Here is a 13,269-nt window from a genome sequence, read left to right as displayed (position 1 = left end):
TGTAAAAAACCCGCACTTCAATGCGAAGCGCGGGCTTCTTGAGAACTAAAACTTTATGCCTTAAGCACTGATACGGCGGCGTGCTGAGAAGCCAATCAAACCTAAGCCAGCCAGCAACATTGCATAGGTTTCTGGTTCTGGAACAGCCATGATGTATTCGTAGCCGATTACCTGAGATTTACCCCCGTTAGCAATATCACCTAATGCAAAAGCCAAGTTGATTGAGCTATCCGAAAAACCGTAATTTCCAACCGTTTGTCCAGCAGAGAAAATGGTAGCAGCATCAATAGGAGCGCAGCAGCTAAACGGATCAACATACCCAGCAATGTCAAATGCACCTGCACTGGTGGTGTTAGCCAGGGTTAAAGACCATCCATCCAGACTGGTCGCTTTTACAGCAGAAGCGTTGCCTGTTCCCAGGATCTCATTTGTTGTGCCAAATCCGACGCCGCCTGGAATGCCTTGGTCAGGATCAACACCAACGCTCCATTGCACATTGGTAGCATCAGCACCAGTGTTGTTGGTCAATTGAATTGTAACAGCTACGTGACCGCTCGTTGGAATACTGACTGTCTCAAGCAGATTCCAGCCACTGCTACCAAGATTGGTACTAACGGAAATGCTGCCGCCTACGGGAAAAGAAACCGTTCCTAACGGATTGCTACCGGTCACCGAATCAGCAACGGCAACAGATGAGCTATTGGCATTGAGCGACCAATTAGATGCAAATGTGCCATGATTAACAAATTCTCTGCCCATGAAACTTAAGCCGAGTGCGCCAGCAGGTGAGAAATAACCTGCGTCGGCAATTGTAGCGGAAGTTGTGCCAAAACCGCTAATCACGGTTGGTAGAGCTTGTGCGGAAGCAGCGAATGTACCGCATAAAGCCAGCACTACAGCTTTTGCAACGTGGCTTTTTTTCATTTCGAATTTCATAATTATTACTCCTTATTTTTAAATTCTAAGACCACTAAATTTAATTAATTTTTCATATATATACATATATCCCCCCTTTTTTAGGGGTATGCATATTTTGTCGATAAAATATCCTTATTGCAATAAGGATTTTGCTTATATTTTAATATTTTTTTATTACTCAATAATCCGACATCGGGAATGATAAAAAAATCATTATTATTCATTAAATTACAAATAATTCAAAAAAGATATCGCGAACAAAAATATTTCAAAATATCTGACAAGAACTCTTATTGAAATTTTTTTATTTTCACTGTTTTAGCAGTTTATTTTTTAAATTTATCCGGCAATTTTTATAGGTCATAACAGCAAATAACGCACGCTATCCGCTTCTTTTTGCTGCTTGGCTTGCTGCAATTCGTTCATAGAATAACCATCATAAATTCACGCCTACTCGGCAGCGGGTCCCAACCGGCCGCAGAATCTCTTCAATCTCACGAATGCCTATCACAAAATATTATAAGAATCAGTATTATGGATAGATTACATCATAAAGTTCGCGTGCTTGTTGCAGAAAATTTTGATCTTATTCGCATTGGCTTACGCGCCTTATTCAAGGATCACACTTCCATGCATCTGGTCGCCGAGACCAGCGATATCGCAAATCTTTTTGCGCTGGTGGCAGAGCATCGTCCCGATGTGGCGCTCATTGATTGGCAGCTAAGTGAATGCGCCGATGCTGAGCACATTTGCAAATTAACGCGCTTGCACCCCCAGACCAAGGTGCTGGCATTTTCCGATTGCATCAGCGAACCGATCAATTTACTCGCATTCCATGCCGGCGCATCGGGGATTATCAGCAAGCACCAATCCACTCAAGCGCTGCTGAATGCCATCAATGCAGTTCACGCGGGAGAAACCTGGTTTAACCGTGACACCATGGAGCCGCAGCAACAACAGGTGCGATCCGGCTCCGATCCACTGGCAGAAGTACGCTGCAATGACAACATTTGGGCTCACCCTAAATTCAGCAACTGCGAACGCCGCATTGCCTTTCTGGCGAGTCAAGGTTTATCCGCCAAAGAAATCAGTGCGCGGCTGGATATCACGGAAAAAACTGTTCGTAACCAATTATCAGCAATCTATAGAAAAACCGGCGTCAAAAAACAAATTGAATTATGTTTAATAGCTTTTCAATTTGATCACTTCAAATAATCCTACGCAATAGGGACATTTTTTCTGATAAATTTCCGAAAATGGCATTTTCATAGGGACAAATGCCATCTATTTATCAACAGGCAGATTTGATAAAATTCATCGCCAAATTAGACAGATAGAATAATTTATCTTTATAATCTGTATAGTACATAATATATCTCGAATGAATGCGAGATTTAGTGTAATTTGTGTACGGCTCCTGCAAATAAATCAGCCCTTCCTCTTCAGGGGCTATATAAAATTTTAAAATACTAAAAAGCATGGTCGAGGAGTCTCAGACAAAAATACGTCTCTTGGTGGCTGAAAGTTTTGAGCTCGTGCGCATTGGCTTGCGTTCACTGTTTGAAAGCCACCATTCCATCCGCCTCGTTGCAGAGGCCAGCTCAATCGAAGACTTATTCAAGCTGGCGGCGCAGCACAAGCCGGATATCGTTCTCATGGATTTACAGCTGAGCGGTGGTAACTATGCCGAACATATCACCAAATTGCTGCATGCCTGTCCGCAAAGCAAGGTACTGGCTTTTTCTCATCAGAATAGCGAACAAACGCATCTAAAAACCTTTCGTTCCGGAGCGATGGGTATTATCAGCAAGCATCACTCTTCCGATTTGCTGTTGAAAGCGATTCATGCCATTCATGCGGGACAAATCTGGTTCGATCGCAACGTCACCAAACTGCTCTGGCAAGCGCAGTTTGATTCCAATCCACCAATAGAAATACAAACCGACAAGCGCTCGTCGGAGCAACCCAAATTAAGCGATAGTGAACGCCATATTGCCTATCTGGCATGTAAAGGCTTATCGGCGAAAGAAATCAGCGCGCAATTACTGGTCACGGAAAAAACGGTCAGGAACCAACTTTCTGTTATTTATAGAAAAATTGGTGTAAAGAAACAAATCGAGCTGTGCCTCAAAGCACCGCTGTATAACTACTTCAAAGAATCCTACCTTCTTGGGACATTCTTCCCACAAGATCACGAAAAATAGCATCATTTTAAGGACAAATGACTTCTATTTTGCAGAAGTTATGTTTGTTAAAATCCCTCTCTGATTAAATAGATAGCAAATTTCCATCTCTGCTATCCATTTCTCAAATCGTAGGCTTCACGCGAATCGTAGACCTCATTCAAAGAAAGTACTCGCACGCACTAACCGCGATGTATTTTCCCCTCACGGTTCGCTGATTACGAATTTTTTCACCTAAGGAGGGAACCTTAAATGTCGTTTCAAATTAATCAATCGAGTTGTGACATGCCGCTTTCACAGAGCGCCATCGAAACAGCAAAGATTCCATACCGCTCGTTATGCGCACGAGCTGCCGCCGGCTTTGTCCTGGCAATGTCGATATCCTTTATCGGCGCGGATAAGAGTTATGCCGCCGAACATGTGATCGAAATGACTGCCAAAGATATTTCAGACGATGGTTTCGGCAATAAATTGCTGGCATATCAAATGCTCAGCCATAAGATCGATGGCCTGGATGTTACGGACAGATACAGTAATGCCCCTACCATCCCTGGACCGATTATCGAGCTAACCGAAGGCGACAAGGTTAAGTTAACCCTTTTAAACGCGATTGACCCTGCCTATCCCGTAGCAGGAGTGAGTAAGCAAGTAAGCGTGCATGTTCATGGCGTTCATTACAAAATCTTGAGCGATGGCACGCTTAGAGTGATCAATAGAAAACTGGACGAGGGAGCCGGAGAAGGCCCTGAAGATACCTTCGCATCGTATGAATACGAATGGGATGTTGCACCTGGAACCGCTGGAACATGGCCATACCACGATCACAATTACGAAAATCATAACGGATCGGAACACAAAGGCTTGTTTGGCGCAATCATTGTCAATCCGGCAGCAACACCCAGACCGCAGAATAGTTATAAGTTTTCAAAAGAATATGTCCTCTATCTCGGAGACGATGCGTTCTGGGGTGTTGAAATCGATAGCACAACCAAAAAGCAAACCAAGCATGGCGTCAATCCAACGCTCAACGCACCTAAAAACACCGATGTGCGGTTTCATCTCATCGCTTTAGGCACGGATCTCCACAATTTCAGCCTGAATAACTACAAATGGTTTGATCCGGGTACACATAATCTTATCAATCAAGTTGCAATCGGCCCCCTGGAAAAACATGTATTCGTTATCCGGTCTAAAAACAGCACGCAATACGTGGATAACAATTTTTCAAACAAATTACTGGGCATGAAAGGCAGCTTCATTGTTGATTAATAAGCAATATGCATCCCAATATTAAGGATCACGTCATGAAAGAACAGATTATAAAATTCAATAAACACATTGCGGCAATGGCGGTTGTTATGCTATTTGCCGTCGCATTCTTATCATCATCGATGGCAATGGCCGCAGTTCATAGCTTTAATTTCACAGCCAAAACTCTGCCTAACGGTCAATTAGGCTATGCCACGGGCGGCGGCGATGCGGAAGCCGTCATTCCAGGCCCGGCCTTATTTGTCAAACAAGGCGATACCATCCAAATCACGTTGACTAATAACACCGCAGCCGATGTCGGTTTCACTGTCCCAGGTTTGGTGAATAGCAATAGCGCAAAGACCACACCGGGTCAAACGCAAAACTACACATTGCACGCCAATAAAACCGGTACCTATGTTTATCATGGCGATAACAACGGTAAAGAGTTACTAGGGCTGTTCGGCGCCATCATCGTCGACAAAAAGAACGGTCCGATCGATAGTTTCGTCAACGGCGATGGCAGCATCGTTCCAGTTACACAGGCCGATCTCGACAAACAATTTGTGTTATTCATGGTCGGCTCGACATTCTGGGGTACCGAAATATCCGCGGATGGCGTGCAGAAACCGCTTTGGGCAGCCCCTGATTTAGGCGCGGTTGAAAACGATCTGGTACGTTTCCATGTGCTGGCGATAGGACCTGGCCACACGTTCCACTTGCATGCGCACCGCTGGCTCAAGACCGATACCGCAACGGTCATCGACACCAAATTGCTGAATGACGGTACCGATACTCACAGCTTCACCATTAAAGCCGGTAGCGGGGTTGGTCCGGGCGACTGGCAATTCCATTGCCACTTGATCGCGCATATGGAAGCAGGTATGCATGGCAGTTTCCGCGTTGATCCGGCGGGTGGAGACGGACACAGTGTTGTCGGTGCATCGCCTTATGGCAATATCTTGCTAGGCGCGCGTCCATCCGAGCCGGGTGTCGTAACGTTGGAAGTCAGCGACGAACCGGCCAGCTGGTTTAGAAGCCCTCGTGGAGACGCCATCGTCGGATTGCCTTTCGACATTAAAACCAAATCGCTGGAAGTCATGTATCCCGGCAGCAGCGTAAACTTCGTCATGTCCGATACCAATGGCGTACATACCATCAGCTCGCTGTTATGGCCTAGCGGCGCGCATCACATGCCATTTGACCAAAGTGCCGCCTACCGTGGCGGTGGTATCGTTAAACTGACGACACCAGGACTGTATGTGTTTACTTGTAAAGTACATCCGTACATGTTCGGTGCGGTGATTGTCGATGATCCGGAAACCGAAGGACTCGATTTAGGTAACCCGGCAATGGATTATAAGATCGACTTGGTTACCGGCATTGCTGGATTACCTACCAGCAGCGATCTGGCCGTTCGTTTATTAAGAACGTTCTTCGTGGCTACCTCACCCAGCAATTGGCAGGATTATTCCACCGGTATCTGGAACTTAAAATTTCCAACTTTACCGGTTAGAATTTCCGGCGCACCGTTTGGAAACATTGAAGATGGCGGTTTAGCCTTAGCGTTATCCGCACTGAATGTAATCGATGCGCCTTTAGCCGTTGGCGCAGCACCCGAAAAACCCGGTGTTGGGGAAGTGTGGGTTAACACGCAATTTGAAAAAACTGCTGGAAAATACAAACCCGGCACCACGACAGTAGTAGACACCACCAACTGGACGGTTAAACGGAAGGTTGCATTGCCGGAAATCAACAACAACAATCCGCATAACATGTGGACCAATCGCGATCAATCGGTGATTTATCAAACCCAGTGGTTCGATACCAAGTTATCGATGATTAACCGTGAAACGGGCGCCTTGATCAAAAATATCACCGTTGGCAATACGCCATCGCATGTGGTGACACTGCCTTCCAACGATGATCTTACCATTGCGATCAACGGCGAGAACGGTGTTGCGATAATTCCCGCCGGCACCACCAGTGTCAGCAAAATGCTGCCGACTCAGGCGCATGGCCACACTTCAGCCAATCCGCATGGTCATTGGGTAAGCGCTGATGGCACCAAGATTGTGACACCGAACATTAACACCAATGATATCGGTATTTATGGTGCTACTGGCGGAATCCATGCACGTACCCCAACGGGAAATAATGCCCCGGGCGCTCATCCGATCGCCATCGGTATGATGCCGGATTCCAGCAAAATCTACGCAGCGAACCTGTTGCATCATTCGCTATCGGTTGTTGATGGCGCAAACGGCGCATTGTTGAAAACCATCAATTTGATTGCGGATTACAATCCTATCGATGGCAGTTTTGCCGACAATGATGGCAACGGAGCGATAGCAGTGGGTGTTCTGCCGATTCAATCACCGGTATCTCCGGATGGTAAGGCCGTCGTGATCGCTGCTACTGGCGGACAAATTGTCATCGTCGATACCAAGACTGACAAAATCGTCAAAATGTTGCCTTGCGATCCGGGCTGCCATGGCGCCAACTTTGGCGCGAAAGAAGGTGGCGGTTACTACGCTTACGTTACCACCAAATTCGGTAACCGGCTGACGGTGGTTGATATCGATCCGGACAATAACGGTGATATCAGCGATGCGCATATTGCTGGCTATGTTTCTCTGGTGGATACCCCAAGCACCGCTAAGGATGACACGGTGAGCAGCTTGCCTGGATTCGGCGGACAGGGCGTTCTGGCTGTACCGAATGTCTACAACGGCTGGGTGCAAAACCTGCCGGATGTATGGAAAAGCGGTTTAACAGCTGCACAACGCAATCCTGTAGGACATTAATCTAGTCTAACCATAAAAGCGCAACTGCCAGCTTAAGCTGGCAGTTGCGCTTTATCAGCCTGATAAAAAAGAAATGTATCCAAAGGCTATGTGTCATGCGTCAGCATACTGCTTGCCAACCGGATCGCATTGGAATCAACTGGCAACAAGCCTCCTGATCATATTTCCGTCAATACATCAGTGTGTTGAAGCATAACAGTATGCAAGCTCTCCAGCTCTCTGGAAATGCGCATAAAAAAACACCCCGCTAAACGAATAGCGAGGTGCCAAGGCTTCGTTACGCGCTGATAATCTTCTGGCTGCTGCGCACGGAGCAATAAAGAGAACGATGAATTATGCTTTAAAAGCCGATTCCAACATAACCGCCCGCGGTCATACCGCTCAAATTAACACCGTCTGTCTTATTGACCAATTGATAGCGGCCATCGATACCGATAAAGAAATCTTTCCAAATATTGTAATCAACGCCTGCGCCAAACTGGATGCCTGGCGCTAAATACGTAATGGCTTCAGACGTTGGACTCATTACATGAATTGCTAAACCTGCAGGAATAATCCAAGGTCTTATTTTAGAACCTTCAAAAAATTTGATGGGTCTTAGGAAGTTAAAGCGGGTTTAAACGTAATAATTTGAGAATCTGATGATAGAGATTATCACGGCGATGATTAAAACGAAATTCGGTTTCTTTCAAATGCAAATAAAAGGTATGTTCAGGAACACCATTGAACTTTGCCAAACGCCTTTTTGCAAAGCTCCAGAAAGATTCAATGCCGTTGATATGCCGCTCGCCACTGGCGAATTCATTGTTGCCATGACAAACCCTGAAGTGCTTATCAAAACCAATATCGACCAGCCCGTCATATCCGCGCCAGCCATCAGAATGGATGATGGTATCGGGTGCTACATGCCCACGGATAATAGCTTGTAACGTGGCTTTGGAGCAATCAGGAACAATCTCCGTATATACCTTCCCTTGGCGTTTCAGAACGCCAAAGACAATGGTTTTACCATAAGCGCCTCGACCTTTTTTGCCTCTGACACGCTGCGCGCCAAAATAAGATTCATCAACTTCCACAGCACCTTGAAGCGGCGATTCAAGTTCGCAGCAGTAGGCAATTTTTTGCCGCACTTTGAGGTAAATCGTATTGACGGATCGGATAGAAATACCGGTCAATTGCGCGGTACTTGTAGCGGTAAAATCCAAAACAAAATAGCGAATAAGTTGTCTGAATTTAGCTTCTCCAATCCGAGAACGGAAATAGTATCTATTTTTAACATTCATCTCAGTAAGTTAACACACTTCCGTAAGTGCTTAACTTCCTAAGACCCATTTGATTTTAGGGGATGCCGTTAAAGTAAACTGACTGACTGTTACATTAATCGGATTGAGTGAACCGCCCGCTAACATCGTAGGCGCATTAGCCAGCGCATTGCCCTGAACATGGTTGCCAAATTGTTTATATTCAAACATCAATTCTGCAAAGACTGTTGTTCTTGGCATAAACCCCCACATATCTCTGGTCAGTCCCCAATCAATACCTGCACCCACATACCATCCATCTTGACCAGCCTGATCTTGAGCTCCAACCGGCGCGACAATACTTTGTATGCTTGAGCCGTTACGCTGATTCATTTGGTGTGTAAAACCGCCGCGGAAGTGCAGCATGCGAGTTTTTTCTGTGATATCTGTACCGATCCGTTGTGTTAGAGGATCTACTTTTTCTGCTAATGCATCCTTTCTCTCTTCAAGACTATTTATTTTCTTTTCTGTCTGATTTATTTTCTGTTCTGTCTGAGTAGCGGTTTGTTCTATACTTTTAACCTTTTGTGCAGCCTGAGCGGATTCAGATTTCATTCTTTGTAATTCAACTTGAATAGCTTGCAAGCTTTGTTCTAATTGCCTAATACGCTCAGCAGCTGCTTCACCTGCCACGACTTGAGGCGCAGCCATCGCACTAGCGGCTAAAAGCGAACCGGCAAGAAAATTGACGGTTAATTTTTTATTACGTGATAAATACTTCATAAGATTCTCCTTCAGAGGGTTGGTTTTTTTATTAGCAACTGACTTCAACCGCGACAGCATAAAAAAAAAGATATACAGATACATTGATCTGCATCAACCTGAATGAAGAACGCCGTTAATACTTTGCTGCTTGCAGCAGAAGTGCTTGATTTAAAACAGCCCCAGAATCGGGACATTTATCCATATTCAATGGGATATTTGACTAAATGGCATGCACTGTATTGCTTCGGGATATATGTCACATATTTTCCCAAACAACGATTTGATAAAATCACTGCTGAATTAAATAGATAGAGAAATTATTCCCAAAATGAACTCTTTTACACCGTTTCCACCCGTGGAAAATGCGCTTACCGAGCCCAACGGATTATTGGCTGTGGGAGGAGATCTGTCACCGCAACGCTTGCTTGCGGCTTATCGCAAGGGCATTTTTCCCTGGTTCAATGAAGACGATCCAATCCTTTGGTGGAGTCCGGATCCCCGAATGGTGCTGTTTCCCGCCGAATTAAAAATCTCCCGGTCACTACGCAAAACGCTGAAAAAAGACCATTACCACATTTGCACGGACCGCAGTTTTACCCAGGTCATGCAAGCCTGTGCCGCGCCGCGCAAAGATCAAGCAGGTACTTGGATACACCCGCAAATGGTGACCGCTTATAGCGCGCTTCACAAAATGGGACTGGCGCACTCCGTGGAAACCTGGGTCAATGGTGAACTCATCGGCGGGCTTTATGGTGTTGCGCTAGGAAAAGTGTTTTTTGGCGAATCGATGTTCTCGCGCCAGCCAGATGCATCAAAAATCGCCTTCGTGCACCTGGTAAAGCAGCTACAATATTGGCAATTTGGCTTGATTGATTGCCAGGTCAGAACCAGCCACCTGGCGTCTTTGGGTGCGCGGGAAATTTCACGAACGGAATTCAGTCAAACATTGGATGACTTAATAACCGGAATCGAGCCCGGCAACACATGGAATTTTGATCGCATTCCAATCGAATAATGACAGATACCTGTGCTTAAATTTCACACCACCAATCCTTATTCATGCAGTTACTTGCCCGGCAAGCTCGCTTGCTCCGAGGTGGTCACGCCGGAGCATCATATCGATGCGCAAGCTTATGGAAAATTGGTACAAGCCGGTTTCCGCCGCAGCGGCCATTATACCTACCGGCCATGCTGCGAACATTGTCGTGCTTGTCTTTCCGTAAGGGTCAAGGTGACCGACTTTGTGTCTAAGCGCGCGCAGCGCCGTGCCTGGAAACAACATCAGCATTTATCCGCCACCGTGCATCCGTTGCATTATAAACCGGCGCATTACGCGCTTTATCAACGCTATCAGAACAATCGCCATTTTGGCGGCGGCATGGATAATGATTGCCGCGAGCAGTATCACAATTTTCTATTGCAGAGTCATGTGAATTCCAAATTGATCGAGTTCCATGACAAAGAGCAATTGCGCATGGTCAGTATTATCGATGTGCTGCCGGATGGCCTGTCGTCGGTCTATACTTTCTACGATGCCGAGGTCGCTCAGGCGAGTTTTGGGACTTACAACATCCTATGGCAGATTGAACAGTGCCGGGAGCATCATTTGGAGTATCTTTACCTGGGCTACTGGATCAAAGAAAACCGGAAAATGCGCTATAAAGCCAATTTTCAACCGCTTGAAATCTTGATTAACAATCAGTGGGTTTTGCTGGATAGCAGCATTCTTTCGTGAAATCGGCTCAAATCGGCAACCCTTCAAAATAAAACCCGGCATGTTCTACACACTTCTTCGCCCGCTCCTTTTTAAGCTTGATCCCGAATCTGCACATCGCGTCACGTTCGATGGCATTGAGCTGGCCAGAAAATTGGGCTTATTAACGCCTGCTGTCATCGCTTGTCCGTCCCGCACTGTCATGGGATTAAATTTTCCCAATCCGGTCGGACTTGCCGCCGGGTTGGACAAAAATGGCGAATACCTAGATGCGCTCGCCATGCTGGGATTCGGCTTTATCGAAATTGGCACTGTCACGCCACGGCCGCAACCGGGAAATCCGGCGCCGCGGATATTTCGCATTCCCGAAGCCAGTGCAATCATCAACCGGCTGGGTTTCAATAATCATGGCGTCGATCAATTGGTTGAAAACGTTAGACACTCGGCTTATCGCGGCATACTCGGTATCAATATCGGTAAGAATTTCGATACCCCGCTGGAAAATGCGGTCGACGATTATCGAATCGGTTTACAGAAGGTTTACCCGTATGCCAGTTACGTGACGGTCAATGTCTCATCGCCCAACACACAGAATTTGCGGCAGTTGCAAAGCGCCGATGCACTCGACCGGTTACTCGATCAATTAAAGTCGGAACAAGCCAAGCTGGCGCAAATTCATGGAAAATATGTGCCGATGGCGGTCAAAATCGCCCCCGATCTGGATGAAACACAGATCCAGTCGATTGCCGCACTGCTGATAAAACATCGCATCGACGGGGTGATCGCCACCAATACTACGATTGCACGGACAGGCATCGAGCACTTGCCAGCCGCACAGGAAAGCGGCGGATTGAGCGGTGCCCCATTGACGCAACGCGCTACAGCGGTTATCCGGCAACTGCACAGTGAACTGCATGGTGCCATACCGGTTATCGGCGTCGGCGGCATCTTGTCGGCGCATGACGCGCAAGACAAGCTGGCGGCGGGCGCAAGCTTGGTACAGCTGTATACCGGCTTGATTTACCGCGGCCCGGATTTGGTTAAGGAAATTGCACGGGTGATCTGTGCTGATCACGCAAAAGAATCGAATTAGCATGAATCAATTGTTGATAGAAGAAATCGACGCGCTATTGCCGCAAACACAATGTGGAAAATGCGGCTTTCCCGGCTGCAGGCCTTACGCGGAAGCAATAGCCGAAGGTCGCGCGGATATTAATCAATGTCCACCCGGCGATCAGGAAGGTATCGAGAAATTGGCGCAATTATTGGGTGTTCCGCCCAAACCGTTGAACACGTCGCATGGCTTTCCCCGGTCCGGTAAAGTCGTTGCCAGAATTGACGAGCAGTTATGTATCGGCTGCACGTTCTGCACTCGGGTTTGTCCTGTCGATGCCATTGTTGGAGCTGGCAAACAAATGCACACGGTCATCGCCGCAGAATGCACCGGATGCGAGTTATGCATCGCGCCTTGCCCCATGGATTGTATTAGCCTGGTGTCCGTCGCCGAGAAGACCGACGGCATACGGCAGAAACAAGCCGCCGATAACGCACGCTCACGGTATCACTTCAGATTGCAGCGGTTAGCGAGAGCAAAACAAGCCAGTCCCAAAGCACCCACTAAAGCCATTGCACAACCGGAAATAACCCCAACTGCAGCGGAAGAACGTAAGCATGCCATCGTGCAGGCAGCCTTAAAACGTGCCATGGCCATCCGTGCCCGGACTGATAATAACCGGCCGCCGGTGGAATGACATGAATTCAGCCAAGCGGCACGAAATTTTTACTTGTTTGCAATCAACCAATCCGCATCCAACCACCGAGCTGGAATATCGTTCCCCTTTTGAACTGCTGATCGCGGTTATTTTATCGGCGCAAGCTACCGACAAAAGCGTGAATCTGGCAACACGGAAATTATTTCCTCACGCCAATACGCCGGAAAAAATTCTTGCTTTGGGTGAAACGGGTTTGCTTGAATGTATCAAAAGCATCGGGCTATATAAAACCAAGGCGAAAAATATTCTGGCAACCTGCCAATTGCTGATCCAGCATCATCGCAGCGAAGTACCCCGTACGCGCGCGCAACTGGAAGCATTACCCGGGGTCGGACGTAAAACTGCCAATGTCATTCTAAATACCGCGTTTGGCGAACCTACGATTGCAGTGGATACGCATATTTTCCGGGTTTCGAATCGTACTGGACTAGCCCCCGGCAAAAATGTTCTGGAAGTCGAATTAAAGCTGCTCAAAGCAGTACCGAAGGAATTTCGCCATGATGCACACCATTGGCTGATCCTTCATGGCCGGTATGTTTGCAAAGCCAGAAAACCGGCCTGTGCAATTTGCACGATCAATCATTTATGTGAATTCAAAGACAAAAATTTTGCACTCTAATC

Annotated in this window: 13 protein-coding genes; 9 read left to right on the top strand and 4 right to left on the bottom strand. The window is 46.9% G+C overall.

Annotated features, from left to right (window positions below; genetic code table 11):
* Nucleotides 1-60 precede the first annotated feature (60 nt).
* Complete coding sequence (locus R2083_RS00410; RefSeq protein ID WP_317537139.1) at nucleotides 61-936, bottom strand: PEP-CTERM sorting domain-containing protein; 876 nt, start codon at nucleotides 934-936, stop codon at nucleotides 61-63.
* A 516-nt stretch (nucleotides 937-1,452) separates the two neighbouring features.
* Here R2083_RS00410 and R2083_RS00405 point away from each other — a divergent pair.
* The 4 genes from R2083_RS00405 to R2083_RS00390 all read left to right on the top strand — a co-directional run bounded on the left by R2083_RS00405 (nucleotide 1,453) and on the right by R2083_RS00390 (nucleotide 7,156).
* Nucleotides 1,453-2,133, top strand: a complete 681-nt coding sequence (locus R2083_RS00405; RefSeq protein WP_317537138.1) for a response regulator transcription factor — start codon at nucleotides 1,453-1,455, stop codon at nucleotides 2,131-2,133.
* Nucleotides 2,134-2,396: 263 nt separating this feature from the next.
* Nucleotides 2,397-3,122, top strand: coding sequence for a response regulator transcription factor (locus tag R2083_RS00400; protein ID WP_317537137.1), 726 nt, complete (start codon nucleotides 2,397-2,399; stop codon nucleotides 3,120-3,122).
* A gap of 231 nt (nucleotides 3,123-3,353) precedes the next feature.
* On the top strand, nucleotides 3,354-4,370 hold the full coding sequence (locus tag R2083_RS00395; RefSeq protein ID WP_317529617.1) for a multicopper oxidase domain-containing protein: 1,017 nt from the start codon (nucleotides 3,354-3,356) through the stop codon (nucleotides 4,368-4,370).
* Between the two features lie 35 nt (nucleotides 4,371-4,405).
* Nucleotides 4,406-7,156: a multicopper oxidase domain-containing protein gene (locus tag R2083_RS00390; protein WP_317537136.1), complete on the top strand. Its 2,751-nt coding sequence runs from the start codon at nucleotides 4,406-4,408 to the stop codon at nucleotides 7,154-7,156.
* A 340-nt stretch (nucleotides 7,157-7,496) separates the two neighbouring features.
* On the opposite strand, the gene R2083_RS00385 is transcribed toward R2083_RS00390, so the two are convergent.
* The 3 genes from R2083_RS00385 to R2083_RS00375 all read right to left on the bottom strand — a co-directional run bounded on the left by R2083_RS00385 (nucleotide 7,497) and on the right by R2083_RS00375 (nucleotide 9,180).
* On the bottom strand, nucleotides 7,497-7,682 hold the full coding sequence (locus tag R2083_RS00385) for a hypothetical protein (RefSeq protein ID WP_317537135.1): 186 nt from the start codon (nucleotides 7,680-7,682) through the stop codon (nucleotides 7,497-7,499).
* A gap of 79 nt (nucleotides 7,683-7,761) precedes the next feature.
* Complete coding sequence (locus R2083_RS00380; RefSeq protein WP_317537134.1) at nucleotides 7,762-8,439, bottom strand: IS1595 family transposase; 678 nt, start codon at nucleotides 8,437-8,439, stop codon at nucleotides 7,762-7,764.
* Between the two features lie 30 nt (nucleotides 8,440-8,469).
* Nucleotides 8,470-9,180: a porin family protein gene (locus R2083_RS00375; protein ID WP_317537133.1), complete on the bottom strand. Its 711-nt coding sequence runs from the start codon at nucleotides 9,178-9,180 to the stop codon at nucleotides 8,470-8,472.
* A 298-nt stretch (nucleotides 9,181-9,478) separates the two neighbouring features.
* On the opposite strand from R2083_RS00375, the gene aat reads away from it, so the two are divergent.
* From aat to nth, 5 genes are read left to right on the top strand one after another with little or no spacing between them, the layout of a single operon-like run.
* Entirely contained in the window at nucleotides 9,479-10,177 is a 699-nt protein-coding gene (gene aat, locus R2083_RS00370; RefSeq protein ID WP_317532032.1) for a leucyl/phenylalanyl-tRNA--protein transferase, read from the top strand.
* Nucleotides 10,178-10,189: 12 nt separating this feature from the next.
* Nucleotides 10,190-10,897 carry an arginyltransferase gene (locus R2083_RS00365; RefSeq protein WP_317529614.1) on the top strand — a complete coding sequence of 236 codons (708 nt, stop codon included), beginning with the start codon at nucleotides 10,190-10,192 and terminating at the stop codon, nucleotides 10,895-10,897.
* A gap of 40 nt (nucleotides 10,898-10,937) precedes the next feature.
* A complete protein-coding gene (locus R2083_RS00360; RefSeq protein ID WP_317537132.1) occupies nucleotides 10,938-11,969 on the top strand; it encodes a quinone-dependent dihydroorotate dehydrogenase in 1,032 nt (343 codons plus the stop codon).
* Nucleotide 11,970: 1 nt separating this feature from the next.
* Nucleotides 11,971-12,627: an RnfABCDGE type electron transport complex subunit B gene (locus R2083_RS00355; protein WP_317529612.1), complete on the top strand. Its 657-nt coding sequence runs from the start codon at nucleotides 11,971-11,973 to the stop codon at nucleotides 12,625-12,627.
* A gap of 1 nt (nucleotide 12,628) precedes the next feature.
* Nucleotides 12,629-13,267: an endonuclease III gene (gene nth / locus R2083_RS00350; RefSeq protein WP_317529611.1), complete on the top strand. Its 639-nt coding sequence runs from the start codon at nucleotides 12,629-12,631 to the stop codon at nucleotides 13,265-13,267.
* Nucleotides 13,268-13,269: the final 2 nt, after the last annotated feature.

Source organism: Nitrosomonas sp. Is35, from assembly GCF_033063295.1.
In the GTDB taxonomy this organism is placed as follows: domain Bacteria; phylum Pseudomonadota; class Gammaproteobacteria; order Burkholderiales; family Nitrosomonadaceae; genus Nitrosomonas.
The sequence above is the reverse complement of the archived record's forward strand: the minus strand, read 5'-3'. Positions and strand labels throughout refer to the sequence as shown.

Coding starts and splice junctions, on each gene's coding strand:
- R2083_RS00410 (WP_317537139.1), bottom strand. CDS start 936: ATGAAATTCGAAATGAAAAAAAGCCACGTTGCAAAAGCTGTAGTGCTG.
- R2083_RS00380 (WP_317537134.1), bottom strand. CDS start 8,439: ATGAATGTTAAAAATAGATACTATTTCCGTTCTCGGATTGGAGAAGCT.
- R2083_RS00375 (WP_317537133.1), bottom strand. CDS start 9,180: ATGAAGTATTTATCACGTAATAAAAAATTAACCGTCAATTTTCTTGCC.
- R2083_RS00385 (WP_317537135.1), bottom strand. CDS start 7,682: ATGAGTCCAACGTCTGAAGCCATTACGTATTTAGCGCCAGGCATCCAG.
- R2083_RS00360 (WP_317537132.1), top strand. CDS start 10,938: ATGTTCTACACACTTCTTCGCCCGCTCCTTTTTAAGCTTGATCCCGAA.
- R2083_RS00390 (WP_317537136.1), top strand. CDS start 4,406: ATGAAAGAACAGATTATAAAATTCAATAAACACATTGCGGCAATGGCG.
- R2083_RS00395 (WP_317529617.1), top strand. CDS start 3,354: ATGTCGTTTCAAATTAATCAATCGAGTTGTGACATGCCGCTTTCACAG.
- R2083_RS00405 (WP_317537138.1), top strand. CDS start 1,453: ATGGATAGATTACATCATAAAGTTCGCGTGCTTGTTGCAGAAAATTTT.
- R2083_RS00400 (WP_317537137.1), top strand. CDS start 2,397: ATGGTCGAGGAGTCTCAGACAAAAATACGTCTCTTGGTGGCTGAAAGT.
- R2083_RS00355 (WP_317529612.1), top strand. CDS start 11,971: ATGAATCAATTGTTGATAGAAGAAATCGACGCGCTATTGCCGCAAACA.
- nth (WP_317529611.1), top strand. CDS start 12,629: ATGAATTCAGCCAAGCGGCACGAAATTTTTACTTGTTTGCAATCAACC.